This is a genomic window from Duganella rhizosphaerae (assembly GCF_040364205.1).
In the GTDB taxonomy this organism is placed as follows: Bacteria; Pseudomonadota; Gammaproteobacteria; order Burkholderiales; family Burkholderiaceae_D; genus Rugamonas; species Rugamonas rhizosphaerae.
Map to the genome: position 1 here is coordinate 448,818 of NZ_BPWK01000002.1, position 12,991 is coordinate 461,808.

The 12,991-nt window shown below is 64.1% G+C and carries 15 protein-coding genes; 7 read left to right on the forward strand and 8 right to left on the reverse strand.

What is annotated here, in order from left to right:
- Nucleotide 1 precedes the first annotated feature (1 nt).
- The 5 genes from RUGAMON1_RS05955 to fdxA form a co-directional block, all read right to left on the reverse strand.
- Nucleotides 2-1,762: a chloride channel protein gene (locus RUGAMON1_RS05955; protein WP_445229630.1), complete on the reverse strand. Its 1,761-nt coding sequence runs from the start codon at nucleotides 1,760-1,762 to the stop codon at nucleotides 2-4.
- Nucleotides 1,755-2,183: a MarR family winged helix-turn-helix transcriptional regulator gene (locus RUGAMON1_RS05960; protein WP_445229631.1), complete on the reverse strand. Its 429-nt coding sequence runs from the start codon at nucleotides 2,181-2,183 to the stop codon at nucleotides 1,755-1,757. The genes RUGAMON1_RS05955 and RUGAMON1_RS05960 overlap by 8 nt, the downstream gene beginning before the upstream one ends.
- A 107-nt stretch (nucleotides 2,184-2,290) precedes the next feature.
- Nucleotides 2,291-3,526: a polyhydroxyalkanoate depolymerase gene (locus RUGAMON1_RS05965; protein WP_445229632.1), complete on the reverse strand. Its 1,236-nt coding sequence runs from the start codon at nucleotides 3,524-3,526 to the stop codon at nucleotides 2,291-2,293.
- 214 nt (nucleotides 3,527-3,740) lie between these two features.
- The gene (locus tag RUGAMON1_RS05970) at nucleotides 3,741-4,808 is read right to left on the reverse strand and encodes an NAD(P)/FAD-dependent oxidoreductase (protein WP_445229633.1); all 1,068 of its coding nucleotides are present in this window, start codon (nucleotides 4,806-4,808) and stop codon (nucleotides 3,741-3,743) included.
- Between the two features lie 106 nt (nucleotides 4,809-4,914).
- Nucleotides 4,915-5,238 (reverse strand): ferredoxin FdxA, encoded by a 324-nt coding sequence (fdxA, locus tag RUGAMON1_RS05975; protein ID WP_008445669.1) that lies wholly within the window; start codon nucleotides 5,236-5,238, stop codon nucleotides 4,915-4,917.
- 210 nt (nucleotides 5,239-5,448) lie between these two features.
- Here fdxA and RUGAMON1_RS05980 point away from each other — a divergent pair, with 210 nt between their 5' ends.
- Nucleotides 5,449-5,730 (forward strand): polyhydroxyalkanoic acid system family protein, encoded by a 282-nt coding sequence (locus tag RUGAMON1_RS05980; RefSeq protein WP_445229634.1) that lies wholly within the window; start codon nucleotides 5,449-5,451, stop codon nucleotides 5,728-5,730.
- A gap of 99 nt (nucleotides 5,731-5,829) precedes the next feature.
- Here the strand turns inward: RUGAMON1_RS05980 and RUGAMON1_RS05985 are convergent, their stop codons facing one another.
- Both RUGAMON1_RS05985 and RUGAMON1_RS05990 read right to left on the reverse strand, forming a co-directional pair.
- Entirely contained in the window at nucleotides 5,830-6,081 is a 252-nt protein-coding gene (locus tag RUGAMON1_RS05985; protein WP_020705202.1) for an acyl-CoA-binding protein, read from the reverse strand.
- Between the two features lie 187 nt (nucleotides 6,082-6,268).
- Entirely contained in the window at nucleotides 6,269-6,574 is a 306-nt protein-coding gene (locus tag RUGAMON1_RS05990) for an HU family DNA-binding protein (protein ID WP_328595527.1), read from the reverse strand.
- 186 nt (nucleotides 6,575-6,760) lie between these two features.
- Between RUGAMON1_RS05990 and RUGAMON1_RS05995 the strand changes: the two genes are divergently transcribed.
- Nucleotides 6,761-7,540, forward strand: coding sequence for a hypothetical protein (locus RUGAMON1_RS05995; RefSeq protein ID WP_445229635.1), 780 nt, complete (start codon nucleotides 6,761-6,763; stop codon nucleotides 7,538-7,540).
- A gap of 103 nt (nucleotides 7,541-7,643) precedes the next feature.
- Here the strand turns inward: RUGAMON1_RS05995 and RUGAMON1_RS06000 are convergent, their stop codons facing one another.
- Nucleotides 7,644-8,000 carry an FKBP-type peptidyl-prolyl cis-trans isomerase gene (locus tag RUGAMON1_RS06000; RefSeq protein ID WP_445229636.1) on the reverse strand — a complete coding sequence of 119 codons (357 nt, stop codon included), beginning with the start codon at nucleotides 7,998-8,000 and terminating at the stop codon, nucleotides 7,644-7,646.
- A gap of 140 nt (nucleotides 8,001-8,140) precedes the next feature.
- On the opposite strand from RUGAMON1_RS06000, the gene RUGAMON1_RS06005 reads away from it, so the two are divergent.
- The 5 genes from RUGAMON1_RS06005 to RUGAMON1_RS06025 are packed head-to-tail and all read left to right on the forward strand — an operon-like array spanning nucleotide 8,141 to nucleotide 12,766.
- On the forward strand, nucleotides 8,141-9,112 hold the full coding sequence (locus RUGAMON1_RS06005) for a YVTN family beta-propeller repeat protein (protein ID WP_445229637.1): 972 nt from the start codon (nucleotides 8,141-8,143) through the stop codon (nucleotides 9,110-9,112).
- Complete coding sequence (locus RUGAMON1_RS06010) at nucleotides 9,112-10,149, forward strand: polysaccharide deacetylase family protein (RefSeq protein ID WP_445229638.1); 1,038 nt, start codon at nucleotides 9,112-9,114, stop codon at nucleotides 10,147-10,149. Before RUGAMON1_RS06005 ends, RUGAMON1_RS06010 begins: the two co-directional genes overlap by 1 nt.
- Nucleotides 10,146-11,141 carry a sterol desaturase family protein gene (locus tag RUGAMON1_RS06015; protein ID WP_445229639.1) on the forward strand — a complete coding sequence of 332 codons (996 nt, stop codon included), beginning with the start codon at nucleotides 10,146-10,148 and terminating at the stop codon, nucleotides 11,139-11,141. The genes RUGAMON1_RS06010 and RUGAMON1_RS06015 overlap by 4 nt, the downstream gene beginning before the upstream one ends.
- Nucleotides 11,141-11,965, forward strand: a complete 825-nt coding sequence (locus tag RUGAMON1_RS06020) for an EI24 domain-containing protein (protein WP_445229640.1) — start codon at nucleotides 11,141-11,143, stop codon at nucleotides 11,963-11,965. The genes RUGAMON1_RS06015 and RUGAMON1_RS06020 overlap by 1 nt, the downstream gene beginning before the upstream one ends.
- A 15-nt stretch (nucleotides 11,966-11,980) precedes the next feature.
- A complete protein-coding gene (locus tag RUGAMON1_RS06025) occupies nucleotides 11,981-12,766 on the forward strand; it encodes a competence/damage-inducible protein A (RefSeq protein ID WP_445229641.1) in 786 nt (261 codons plus the stop codon).
- Nucleotides 12,767-12,991 lie beyond the last annotated feature (225 nt).

Genomic DNA, 12,991 nt, shown 5'->3' on the forward strand with positions numbered 1-12,991 from the left:
CTTATTCCGAGCGCGGTTTCGACGGCCACACGCGGCGCACGGTCTGCCGCTCCAGCTCTTCCGCGTGCAGGCTCAGCGCCGGTTTGATCAGGTCGCTGCGGCTGACGATGCCGATCAGCCGGCGCGTGTGCGCGTCGCTGACCACCGGCAGGCGTTCCAGCTGGTGCACGGCCAGCCGCGTCGCCAGCGCGCGGCAGGTTTCGTCGGCCAGCGCGAAGATCGGCACGTTCACGCCGAACAGTTCGTAGACGCGCAGCGCGCCGGCGGCGCGCTCGCTGTCCAGGGCCGCGCGGTCGAGCATGCCGAGCAGCGCGCCGTCGCGCGTGACGGGGAAGGCGCGGTGGCGCTGCGCCGGGCCGAAGTGGCTCAGCAGCACTTCGGCGATCGGCGTCTGCCCGTCGATGCTGACGGGCGCCGCCGTCATGACTTCGGCCACGCTGTGGCGCTCCATCGGATCGATGCCGTATTCGCGGTAGATGTGATGGCCGCGGCGGGCGATTTTTTCGGTCAGGATCGAGCGGTGCATGGTGATCACCGTGAACGCATAGGCCACGGTCGACGTGGCCAGCACCGGCAGCAGGGCGTTGACGTCGTGCGTCAGCTCGAAGGCGAACACCACCGCCATCACCGGCGCGCGCATCATGCCGCCCAGGGTGGCGGCCATGAACACCAGCGGCCACACGGCCGGGGCGTCGCCAGGTAAATAGGGGCCGAGCAGCGCGCCCAGGCCGGCGCCCAGCATCAGCAGCGGCGCCAGCACGCCGCCGGAGGTGCCCGATCCCAGCGCCAGCAGCCAGATCACGGCCTTGACGAGCAGCAGGCCGGCGATGGCGCTGGCGGCCATGTGGTTGTTGAGCAGGTCGGCGATGACGTCGTAGCCCACGCCCAGCGCGCGCGGCTGGAGGAAGCCGCCGATGCCGACCGCCAGCCCGCCCAGCGCCGGCCACCACATCCAGTGCAGCGGCAGCTTGTGGAAGCCGTCTTCGACCCGGTACAGCGCGGTCGACAGCAGCCAGGCCAGCGCGCCGCACAGCAGCCCGCCGATCAGGCAGGACAGCAGCGCCGACGGCGGCAGCGCCTCGGTATGTAGCGGGAACAGCGGCCCGCTCTCCATCAGCAGCGGCCGCAGGAAGCCGGCCACCGCGCACGCCACGGCCACCGGCGCCAGGCTGCGCGGACGCAGTTCGAACAGCAGCAGCTCGACCGCCAGCAGCAGCGCGGCGATCGGCGTGCCGAAGATGGCCGTCATGCCGGCCACGGCGCCGGCCACCAGCAGGGCCTTGCGCTCGGCGCCGCTGAGGTGGAAGTGCTGGGCGATCAGCGAGCCGACCGCGCCGCCGGTCATGATGATGGGGCCCTCGGCGCCGAACGGGCCGCCGCTGCCGATGGCGATGCCCGACGCCAGCGGCTTGAGCACGGCCACCTTGGGCGACATGGTGCTGCTCTTGAACAGGATGGCCTCGATCGCTTCCGGGATGCCGTGGCCGCGGATCGCCTCGGTGCCGTAGCGCGCGATCAGGCCGATGATCAGGCCGCCGATCACCGGCACCGCGATCACCCAGGCGCCCAGCGTGTGCGTGGCCGGCGAGGTGAACGCGGTGGAAAACTTCTGGAAGAAGAACAGGTTGGTGAAGAAGCGGATCGCGTGCAGCAGCAGGTCGGCGGTCACGGTGCTGAGCGCGCCGACCACGGCGGCGATGGCGGCGATCAGCACCAGCCGGGAACTGCCGTCGAAATCGCGGCGGGCGTCGTAGTTATTCATGGTCGTCCTGGCTGAGTTTAGGGATGGTGAACACGCCGTCCAGCGACAGCAGTTCCGCGCGGTGCAGCTCGGCCAGCTGGCCGAGCATGGCCTCGCCTTCCTTGAGCAGATGAACTTCGACCCGGCGGCGGTCGCTGCTGCCGGGGCGACGCTCGACCAGCCCGGCGGCCTCGCAGCGCGACACCAGCGCCACCACGCCGTGCGGCTTGGCTTGCAGGCGCTCGGCCAGCTCGCCGACGGTGGCCCAGTCGCGGCCGGGATAGCCCTTGATGTGCAGCAGCAGCAGGTACTGCAGCGGGGTGATGCCTTTGGCCTGCACCACGTCTTCGGAAAAGCGCTCGAAGCGCCGCATCTGGTAGCGGAATTCGGACAGCGCGGCAAAGTCGGACTTGGCCAGCGGTGGAGGGGAGCGTGAGGGCATGGCGGCAGCGCTGAGTGTGAAAGCGCGTAATATATCACGACATGATATATTTTATCGAGACAAAAAAAATCCCCGCCGAAGCAGGGATGGTGCGGAGCAGGGGGCGCTTAGCCGTGCTTCTTGATGAAGTCGGTGATTTTCGGGCACACCATCTCGCGCCAACGGCGGCCGGAGAAGATGCCGTAGTGGCCGGCGCCGGGGGCGACATAATCCTGCTGCATGTCGGCCGGGATGCCGGAGCACAGGTCGTGCGCGGCCTGGGTCTGGCCGGCGCCGGAGATGTCGTCCAGTTCGCCTTCGACGGTGAACAGCGCCACCGTGGTGATGTCCTGCGGACGCACCGGCTTGCCGCCGACCATCCACGTGCCCTTGGGCAGCGCGAAGTCCTGGAACACGGTCTTGATCGTGTCCAGGTAGTACTCGGCCGGCATGTCCAGCACGGCGTTGTACTCGTCGTAGAACTTGCGGTGGCTGTCGGCCGGCTCGTCGTCGCCCTCGACCAGGTGCATATAGAACTCGCGGTGGCTCTGCGCATGGCGGCCGGGATTCATGGCGATGAAGCCGGCGTGTTGCAGGAAGCCCGGGTAGACCTTGCGGCCGAAGCCCGGATAGTTCGGCGGCACCGCGTAGATCACGGTGTTTTCAAACCACGAGAATTTCTTTTCGGTGGCCAGGTTGTTGACCTGCGTCGGCGAGCGGCGCGGGTCGATCGGGCCGCCCATCATGGTCATGGTCTTCGGCAGCGCCGGGTCCTTGGCGGTGGCCATCAGCGAAATCGCCGCCAGCACCGGCACGGTCGGCTGGCAGACGGAAATCACGTGCACGTCCGGGCCCAGCTGGCGGATGAAGTCCTGCACGTAGAAAATGTAATCGTCCAGGTGGAAGGCGCCTTCCGACAGCGGCACCATGCGCGCATCGGTCCAGTCGGTGATGAAGACGTCGTGGTCGTGCAACAGGCCGCGCACGGTGTCGCGCAGCAGCGTCGAATGGTGGCCGGACAGCGGCGCCACCAGCAGCACGGTCGGCTGTTTCAGGGCCTTGGTTTTCTTGTCGTCCAGGTCTTTCTTGAAGTGGATCAGGCGACAGAAGGCCTTGTTCGACACCACTTGTTCGATGATGGCGATGGTTTCGCCCTTGACTTCGGTGCTGTCGATCTCGAACGCCGGCTTTTCGTAGTCCTTGCCCAGGCGGTACATCAGCTCGTAGCCCGCGGCGATGCGCTGGGCAAATGGCGTGTGCGCCAGTGGCGAAACCGGGTTGGTGAACATTTTAGACGACGCGTCGGCCCATTGCATCAGGGGCGTCAGGAAAGAGCGGTGCATTTCGTGCAGGTGGTAGAGCATATTTATTCCTGGGTCAAGAGCTTGGTGCGATGCACCAATACCTCACATCATAAGCCAAATTTTAGAATAATTGTTTGTGACGTAAAGCATTCCAAAATACCGCCAAGCAAGCCTACGTATTATCCACAATGCCGCCGTGGTCAAATAATAATACCGCCGAACCAATAAAAAAAGCAGCGTTTCCGCTGCTTTTGTGTAGAACAGTTGCTGACAATTAGTCGAAGACCGGGGTTTCCACGCCCAGCACCTTGTGTAATTTAGGTGAGGTGGTGGTGTATTGCATGTGGATCTTCTTGTCCGGGAAGATGTATGGCGCGGCGCCGAAGGCGGCCAGCGCGGCTTCATGGAAGCCCGACAGGATCAGTTTTTTCTTGCCCGGATAGGTGTTGATGTCGCCCACCGCGAAGATGCCCGGCACGTTGGTCTCGAATTTTTCGGTGTTTTGCACCTTCAGCTGGCGGCGTTCGATGTCCAGGCCCCATTCGGCGATCGGACCCAGCTTCGGCGACAGGCCGAAGAACACCAGCAGCATGTCCAGCGGCACGCGGCGGGTGACGCCGTCGGCGCCGGTCACTTTGAGCTGCGACAGCTTGCCGTCGGCATCGACTTCGTGGCCGGTGGCCTGGCCGATGATCAGCTGCATTTCGTATTCATCGCACAAGGCTTTCATCTTGGCGACCGAGGCCGGCGCGGCGCGGAAGTCCTCGCGGCGGTGCAACAGGACCACCGATTCGGCCTTGCCGACGAAGTTCAGCGCCCAGTCCAGCGCGGAGTCGCCGCCGCCGCAGATGACCAGGTTCTTGCCTTCGAACTGGGCAGGATCCTTGACCTTGTAGTGCAGCTGCGAGCCTTCGAACACTTCGATGCCGTCCACTTTCAGCGTGCGGGCCTGGAACGAACCGACGCCGGCGGCGATGAAGATGGTCTTGGTGACGAAGGCGGTGCCGGCGCTGGTCTCGACGTCGAAGCGGCCGTCGTCGCGGCGCGCGACCTTGGTCACTTCCTGGCCCAGGTGGAAGGTCGGCTCGAACGGCTCGATCTGCTTGAGCAGGTTGTCGGTCAGTTCCTGGCCGGTGCACGACGGCACGGCAGGGATGTCGTAGATCGGCTTGTCCGGGTACAGTTCCACGCACTGTCCGCCCACCGCGCCCAGCGAATCGATCACGTGGGCTTTGATTTCCAGCAGGCCGAGTTCGAAGACCTGGAACAGGCCGACCGGGCCGGCGCCGATGATGACGGCATCGGCTTCGATGACGCCAGGGGAGGTGACAGTGCTATTCATACGTGGTTTCCTGTTATTTCAATAATGGTTAGGCAACACTGGGCTGCGCGACGGCTGTTGCCAGCGTACGCGGAAGGCGCTGCCCCGGGCTGCCTCGCCAGTTGTCTTAGCGTACCAGCAGGTGCAGTTTTTCTTTGACGTCCTTGAACTGGTCCGCTTCCGGCAGCGGCGGGATAGTCTTGGTAATCGAAGGCCAGTTGCGGGCGAGGTCGACGTTAATCTTGATGAATTGCTGCTGGTCGCCCGGCACGTCTTCTTCGGCGAAGATCGCGTTGACCGGGCATTCAGCCACGCACACGGCGCAGTCGATGCACTCGTCAGGGTCGATCGCGAGGAAGTTCGGGCCTTGGCGGAAACAATCTACCGGGCAAACATCGACGCAGTCCGTATAGCGGCAGCTGATGCAAGATTCGGTGACAACGTGGGTCATAACAGTCCTATCAATGTTGGTGTGCAGCGGCGTCGGCGGCGGTGGGATGGCCCGGCTAACCTCAGCAAAGCACTGTATTTTAAGGTAATTCGCTATTTCTCACAAATTGCGCTTATATACAATACATATAAGCAAATGCGTTCCGGCGCGGACTGGCGCGGCTGCGGCGCAACTGGCATCATGGCGCCTTTTCATACAAGAGGATGCCGGATGGCTGATATCAACATCGTCCAGGCGCACCACCTGGCGCTGGAACCGGCCCGCGCGGCCGCCCAGGAAGTGGCCGACAAGCTGGCCGAGCAATTTGATCTGGACTGCGTGTGGGACGGCGACGTGCTGCGTTTCGAGCGCAGCGGCGTCAGCGGATCGCTGACCTTGCTGCCGGAAGAAGCGCGTTTGCATATCGCGCTGGGCTTCCTGTTCAGCGCGTTCTCGTCGCAGATCGAGGCCAAGGTGGCCGACAAGATGCGGCGGGTGTTCACCGCCGGCTAAGAAAAACCCCGCACGGCCAGGCGGGGTCGGACCCCGTGCGGGGTCCGACCCCTAAGCGGCGGCGCCAGCGTGGCGCAGAGGCTGACGGGGTTGTATGGTTTACTTCAGACCTTCGATCAGGTCGATGTACTGTTGTTTCGCTTCGTCCAGCGAGGTGCCTTGCAGCGCGGCCCAGGCGTCGAACTTGGCGCGGCCGACGAAGTCGGTCATGCCGGGACGGTCGCCGCTGGCGTCGCCCGCCGAACCTTGCTTGAACAGCGCGTAGATCTTCAGCAGCGTCATGTTGTCCGGGCGCTCAGGCAGGTTCTTCGAATCCAGCTGGGCCTGCGCGAATTGCTCTTCTAAACTCATCACTTCTCCTCGGGTAGGTAGGGGGTAGCCGCCATCATACCCGCAGCCGCCGCCAAAACCGCTAGAGGGACTCCTCAAAAACAGAACGGCGGACAGGCCGGTCCGAAGACCTGGCATGTACCGCCGTTTCCGGTGCCCTGGCGGGCACTGGCACCGCGACGCGAACGCCGCGTGCCGAAGCGCCTGCTTACTTCTTCTTCGTCGGGTTGACAGCCGACTTCAGGGTCGCGCCAGCCGAGAATTTTGGAGTTTTCGACGCGGCGATCTTGATCGCTTCGCCGGTTGCAGGATTGCGGCCTTTACGGGCAGCGCGTTTCGCCACGGAGAAGGTGCCGAAGCCGGTGATGCCTACCGTGTCGCCTTTTTTCAGACGCTCGGTGATGATGGCGATCAGAGTATTCACTGCACCGTTGGCGGCAGCAGCGGACACTTCAGTGCGTTTCGCAAATTCTGCAATCAATTCGCCTTTTTTCATTACTACCTCCTTGGTTATTAGAGCGCGCAGATTAGCATAAATATTGTCAAATGTAATGGTTTCTGTACGAAGTAGCCCTTACAGTAGCTGCCGCGCCACGCTGCACTGCAATAAAACCCCCGTGTTTACTGGTGCTACGCGGCGCGCGCGGACCCGCATCGCGCTGCAAAAAGGTTTATGATGGGACGATCCGGGACAGGAATCATGACCTTTTCAGACGAGACTTTGATTGCATATGCCGACGGCGAACTGGACGACGCCTTGCGTCTCGCCGTCGAGTCCGCCATGCGCCGCGACAGCAGCCTCGCCCGCCGCGTGGCGCGCCTGCGCGCCGCGCGCGACGAGGTGTATGCCGAGCAGGCGCCGTCCGGCGTCGAGCTGGGTTCCCATCCGCGCCACGCCAAGGTGGTGCAGCTGGCGGCGGTGCGCGCGCAGCGCGCTGCGCAGCAGCAGGCCGCGCGCAAGGCGGCCAGACATCAATGGGGCTGGCTGGAATGGGGCGCGCTGGCGCTGGTCATGGTGCTGGGCCTGGCGGCCGGCAAGTTCGGCCTGGCGCGTTGGCAGCCGGGCTGGTTCAGCGAGCCGGCCGCGGCGCCGACCACCGTCGCCAGCCGCAACGGCATGCTGGTCGCGCAGGGCCGCCTGGCCAACGCGCTGAGCCAGCAGATGGGCGGCGCCGCGCCGTCGGAAGGCGAGGTGCGGGTGGGGCTGAGTTTTCTGTCGAACGAGGGAGGGTACTGCCGCAGCTTTACGCTGGTGGGCCTGAGTCAGGATCTGGTGGGGATAGCGTGCCGCGTCAGCGACGAGTGGCGGATCCCGGTGCTGGTGCAGAACGCGCGGCCGCTGCCGGCGGCGGGCGTTTACGGCCTGGGTGGCGCCGAGATGCCGACGGCGCTGCTGGAAGCGATCGACCAGCGCATCGTCGGCGGCATGCTCGACACGCGAGCCGAGCTGGAAGCGCTGCGCCGCAACTGGCAGCGCTGACCGCCGTCATGCCCCCCATTGGGGGCCATGACTTCCCGCGCAGGCGGGAATCCATACTCAGCATAGATTCCCGCTTTCGCGGGAATGACTACGGCGCTTGTACTTAAACGCCCAGCAGTTCCACATCAAAAATCAGCGTGGCGTTCGGCGGGATCACGCCGCCGGCGCCGCGCGAGCCGTAGCCCAGTTCTGCAGGGATGATCAGCTGGCGCACGCCGCCGATCTTCATGCCTTGCACGCCTTCATCCCAGCCGCGGATGACCATGCCGGCGCCCAGGGCGAACTCGAATGGATCGTTGCGGTCCTTGCTGGAGTCGAATTTGGCGCCCTTGGTGCCGTCGTCGTTGCGCAGCCAGCCGGTGTAGTGCACGGTGACGTTCTGGCCGGCTTTGGCGACGTCGCCTTCGCCTTCGGTCAGTTCGATGTATTGCAGGCCGGAGTCGGTGGTGATAATGGACATGATTTTCCTTCTGTGGAGTCGTTAAAGATAGCCCCGAATTGTAGCAGGGCGTCCGCAGCAAGGAATAATTGCGGCATTTGTCTCGTCCCGGCGCAGTTTGCACGTAAAATAAACGTTTTGCTCTTTCAAGCGATTTTTACATGCTCCGTAGTCTCCGCCGTATCGTGCTTTCCTGTGCCTGCGCCGTCACTGCCATCAGCAGCGCGCAGGCCAACGTAGTGGTTGTGCTTAACTCGCGCGACGCCACTGTGCAACTGCTGGATCAGGACACTTACAAAGACCTGTCCACCTTCCCGGTCGGCAAAGAGCCGCACCACCTGATGTCGACGCCGGACAACAAATCCCTGATCGTCGCCAGCTCGGTGGGCAACGAACTGATCTTCCTCGATCCGAAGAGCGGCCAGGTCCAGCGCACCATCAAGGACATCCTCGACCCCTACCAGATCGGCTTCTCGCCGGACCAGAAGTGGTTCGTGTCGAACTCGCTGCGGCTGGATCGCGTCGACCTGTACAAATACGACGGCGCCAACCTGACCTTGGCCAAGCGCATCCCGCTGGCCAAGCTGCCCAGCCACATGGCCTTCAACGCCGCCAGCAATATGGTGTTCATCACCCAGCAGGGCAGCGACCAGGTCAGCGCCATCGACCTCGCCACGCAGACGCTGAAGTGGACCATGTCGGTCGGCAAACTGCCGGCCGGTATCGCCATGACGCCGGACGACAAGTACCTGCTGGTCGGCATCATGGGCAGCGACTACGTCGAAGTGATCGACTGGAAAACCCAGAAAACCGTCAAGCGCATCAAGACCGGCCAGGGCGCGCACAACTTCCGCGCCGCCGGCGACGGCCGCCTGACCTATGTGTCGAACCGGGTGTCGAACTCGATTAACATCATCGACCAGAAGACGCTGGAAAACGTCGGCCAGATCAATGTTCCAGGCGGCCCGGACTGCATGGAGATCACCGCCGACGGCAAGACCATGTGGGTCACGCTGCGCTGGATCAAGAAAGTGGCCGTGATCGACCTGGCCACCCGCAAGGTGACCAAGCTGATCCCGGTGGGACGCTCGCCGCACGGCGTGTTCTTCTTCAACGCCGCCCAGCGCATGTAATGAACGCCGCCGCCGCCCTGACTTTGCTGGCGCTGGCGGCGACGCCGGCGGCGCAGGCCGCCGACAGCGCCAAGGCGGTCAACGCGACCAACAGCGACGCGCGCGAGCTCAACGACGCCGCCCGCGCCGCCAACGCCCATGCCCGCAGCCTCAACGGCCCGGCGCGGCGCGCGGCCGAAGCCAAGGCGGCCGGCATCGCCGCCGCGGCTGCGGCGACAGCTGCGTCGGCGGCCGCCCCGGCCCCGGCGGCTTCGGCCGTGACCGTAGCGTCCGCAGCGGCAGGCGCCGGCGCCAGGCCGCAGGCGGCCGTGCTGCGCCACAGCGCCTGCAAGGGCACCATCTACCTGACCTTCGACACCGGCAGCCAGTCGCAGGCCGCGCTGATCGCCGATACGCTGAACCGTCACCGGATCAAGGCCACCTTCTTCCTGGCCAACGAGAAAACCATCAACGGCGATTACTCGCTCGACCCGTCCTGGTCGGCCTACTGGAAGGCGCGCGTGGCAGAGGGCCATGCGATCGGTTCGCACACCTTCGACCATGACGTGCTGGTCAAGGACGGCGCCGACGGTTCCCTGCAGGTCAAGCCCGGCTTCGGCGCGCAGGCCGGCAAACTGCGCTCGTTGACGCCGGCGCAGTATTGCGAGGAAATCAAGCGCGTCGACCAGCGTTTCGTCGAACTGACCGGCAAGCACCTCGATCCGATCTGGCGCGCGCCGGCCGGCCGCACCTCGCCGCGTTCGCTGGCGGCGGCGCAGGCCTGCGGCTACGCGCACGTGGGCTGGGCGCCGGCCGGCTTCTCCGGCGACGAGCTCTCCAGCGCGGCCTATCCGAATGCGGTATTGTTGCAGAAGTCCCTGCGCGACTTGCGGGACGGCGACATCTTCGTCGCCCACATGGGCATCTGGTCGCGCAAGGATGCGTGGGCGCCGGCCAACCTGGAGCCGCTGATCAGCGGCCTGGAACAGAAGGGCTATTGCTTCGCCACGCTGCGCGAGCATCCCGACTATCTTTCACAGTTCAACAAGCACAAATGATGCAATTATTTTCCGACTGGCTGGGCGTGGCCCAAGGCTGGTTGTTCGAGACGGTGATACAGCCGCTGGTGTTCCAGCTCGGCTTCGGCGAATTTATCGAGGAAGCGTTCGAGGGCACCGAGTGGCTGCTGATCGGCGTGCTGGAGCTGACCTTGCTGTTCCTGGTGCTGCGTCCGCTGGAGGCGATGATCCCGGTGCACAAGTTCACCGATCCGCACGCCCGCCGTACCGACTTCATCTACACCGTGCTGCACCGCATCGGCCTGTTCTCGGTGCTGATCTTCTTCACGCTCGATCCGATGATGGACAGCGTGGCCGCCATGCTGCGCTTCGAAAGCTTCCAGCCGCTCAACCTCGAATCGCTGTGGCCGGGCATCGGTCCGCTTGGCAGCTTCCTGGTCTACTTCGTGGTGCTGGACTTCTTCGATTACTGGTACCACCGCGCCTCGCACCAGTTCAACTGGTGGTGGGGCTTGCACGGCCTGCACCACAGCCAGCAGAACATGAACCTGTGGAGCGACAACCGCAACCACCTGCTCGACGACCTGCTGCGCGACGTCTACATGGGCGTGATCGCGCTGTGCATCGGCGTCGAGCCGTCGCAGTACGTGATGCTGGTGTCGGTGTCGCGCATCCTGCAAAGCCTGCAGCACGCCAATGTGCGCATTCACTTCGGCCGCGTCGGCGAATGGCTGCTGGTGTCGCCGCGCTACCACCGCATGCACCATGCGATCGGCGTCGGCCACGAATCGCACGGCAAGGGCACGCTGGGCGGCTGCAATTTCGCCGTGCTGCTGCCCATCTGGGACATCATCTTCCGCACCGCCAATTTCACGCCGGCGTACGTCGCCACCGGCATCCGCGACCAGCTGCCGCAGACCGACGCGCAGGGCGTCGTCACTCCCGGCCGCGAATATGGCAAGGGCTTCTGGGCGCAGCAATGGCTGGGCCTGAAGCGCATGGTCGAATACGCACGCAAGGATGTGGTCTGATGACGAATGTACTCCGTTCCTGGGGCCGCGCCTTCCTGTCTCAATGGCACGGCAAGATGCTGGCGATGAGCCTGGCGCCCTTCCTGCTGGCGGTCGGCGTGTGGGCCGTGGCCTTGTATTTCTGGCTGCAACCGCTGATCGACTACGTGCATGCGCAATTCTCCGAGCACAACCTGTTCACGCCGGCCGGCAACCTGCTCACTTCGCTGGGGCTGGCCGTGCTGAAAACCGTGATGCCGCCGCTGATCGCCATGCTGCTGTTCCTGCCGCTGATGATACTGACCGCGCTGATCTTCATCGGCGTGATCGCGATGCCGCTGATCGGCCGCCATGTCGGCCTGCGCCACTATCCGCAGCTGGAGCAGCGCAAGGGCGGCAGCCTGGTCGGCAGCGCCGTCACCGCGCTGGGCGGCATGGCGATCTTCATCGGCCTGTGGATCGTGACCTTGCCCTTGTATTTTTTCCCGCCGCTGGCCATCATCGTGCAGGCGCTGCTGTGGGGCTGGCTGACCTGCCGCGTGATGGTGTACGACGCGCTGGCCGATTACGCCACCGCCGAGGAGCGCCGCCAGATCCTGGCCGAGCACCGCTGGCGCCTGCTGGCGATCGGCGTCATCTCGGGCGCGGCCGGCGCCTTGCCGGGCGCGATCTGGCTGGGCGGCACCGTGCTGGCGGTGGTGTTCTTCCCCTTCCTGGCGGCGGCGTCGATCTGGCTGTACGTGCTGATTTTTATCTTCACCGGCTTGTGGTTTGCGTATTATTGTCTCGATGCGCTGGCGCGCCTGCGCGCCCAGGCTGCCGCTCCGGCGGAAATCACCCTTTAAAGAAAGCAGATAACCATGGCCATCGGTCTCATCATCATCGGCGACGAAATCCTGTCCGGCAGGCGCGTCGACCAGCATTTCCCCAAGGTCGTGCAGATGCTGGCGGCGCGCGGCCTGCAACTGGCCTGGGCCGAAATCCTGGCAGACGACCCGGAGCGCATCACCGCCACGCTCAAGCGCACTTTCGCCAGCGACGACATCGTGTTCTGCTGCGGCGGCATCGGCGCCACGCCGGACGACCACACCCGCCTGGCCGCCGCCAACGCGCTGGGCCTGCCGCTGGTCATGCATGAGCAGGGCAAGATCAACATCCAGCAGCGCATCCTGCAAATGGGCCAGGACGCCGGCCAGCAGGTGGACCTGAATTCCGAGGAAAACCTGCACCGCCTGAAGATGGCCGAGTTCGCCCAGGGCGCGGCGCTGATTCCTAACCCGTACAACAACATTGCCGGTTTCGCTTTGCACAAGCATTACTTCGTGCCGGGCTTCCCGGTGATGGCGTGGCCGATGATCGAGTGGGTGCTGGACAACCACTACGCCGACCTGTTCAACCGCGAGCCGCGCCTGGAGCAGTCGGTGCTGGTGTACGAGGCGGCCGAATCGGCGCTGACGCCGCTGATGGTGGCGCTCGAAGCGCAGTTCCCGAAGGTGAAGGTATTCAGCCTGCCGAGCGTGGGCGATGCGCACACGCGCCGCCATATCGAGCTGGGCGTCAAAGGCGAAGCGGTCCAGACAGCCACAGCGTTTATTCAATTGTGCTCCGAGCTCAAGAAGCTCAATGTAGAGTTCAACAACACTTAGTGTCACACTGTTATCAGAAGGGCCCGGACGGCGTTCTTTCCGCGGAAAGCACGCCGTTGTTTTTTTGCGAAAAACAAACCGCGCAGTAAAATTATTCTGCATCCGCGCCGGTTCGCACCCCTCCGATGTGGTGCAATGGAAGCTAGCAATGTAGCCCTACATTCGAGTAAGTTTTACTGAAACAGCTGACCGGTTTGAATCATATGTTAAGCAATCGTCGTTTCC

Bases quoted from the DNA above. Each gene is read 5' to 3' on its own strand.
- RUGAMON1_RS05955 (WP_445229630.1), bottom strand. From the start codon at position 1,762: ATGAATAACTACGACGCCCGCCGCGATTTCGACGGCAGTTCCCGGCTG.
- RUGAMON1_RS05960 (WP_445229631.1), bottom strand. From the start codon at position 2,183: ATGCCCTCACGCTCCCCTCCACCGCTGGCCAAGTCCGACTTTGCCGCG.
- RUGAMON1_RS05965 (WP_445229632.1), bottom strand. From the start codon at position 3,526: ATGCTCTACCACCTGCACGAAATGCACCGCTCTTTCCTGACGCCCCTG.
- RUGAMON1_RS05970 (WP_445229633.1), bottom strand. From the start codon at position 4,808: ATGAATAGCACTGTCACCTCCCCTGGCGTCATCGAAGCCGATGCCGTC.
- fdxA (WP_008445669.1), bottom strand. From the start codon at position 5,238: ATGACCCACGTTGTCACCGAATCTTGCATCAGCTGCCGCTATACGGAC.
- RUGAMON1_RS05980 (WP_445229634.1), top strand. From the start codon at position 5,449: ATGGCTGATATCAACATCGTCCAGGCGCACCACCTGGCGCTGGAACCG.
- RUGAMON1_RS05985 (WP_020705202.1), bottom strand. From the start codon at position 6,081: ATGAGTTTAGAAGAGCAATTCGCGCAGGCCCAGCTGGATTCGAAGAAC.
- RUGAMON1_RS05995 (WP_445229635.1), top strand. From the start codon at position 6,761: ATGACCTTTTCAGACGAGACTTTGATTGCATATGCCGACGGCGAACTG.
- RUGAMON1_RS06000 (WP_445229636.1), bottom strand. From the start codon at position 8,000: ATGTCCATTATCACCACCGACTCCGGCCTGCAATACATCGAACTGACC.
- RUGAMON1_RS06005 (WP_445229637.1), top strand. From the start codon at position 8,141: ATGCTCCGTAGTCTCCGCCGTATCGTGCTTTCCTGTGCCTGCGCCGTC.
- RUGAMON1_RS06010 (WP_445229638.1), top strand. From the start codon at position 9,112: ATGAACGCCGCCGCCGCCCTGACTTTGCTGGCGCTGGCGGCGACGCCG.
- RUGAMON1_RS06015 (WP_445229639.1), top strand. From the start codon at position 10,146: ATGATGCAATTATTTTCCGACTGGCTGGGCGTGGCCCAAGGCTGGTTG.
- RUGAMON1_RS06020 (WP_445229640.1), top strand. From the start codon at position 11,141: ATGACGAATGTACTCCGTTCCTGGGGCCGCGCCTTCCTGTCTCAATGG.
- RUGAMON1_RS06025 (WP_445229641.1), top strand. From the start codon at position 11,981: ATGGCCATCGGTCTCATCATCATCGGCGACGAAATCCTGTCCGGCAGG.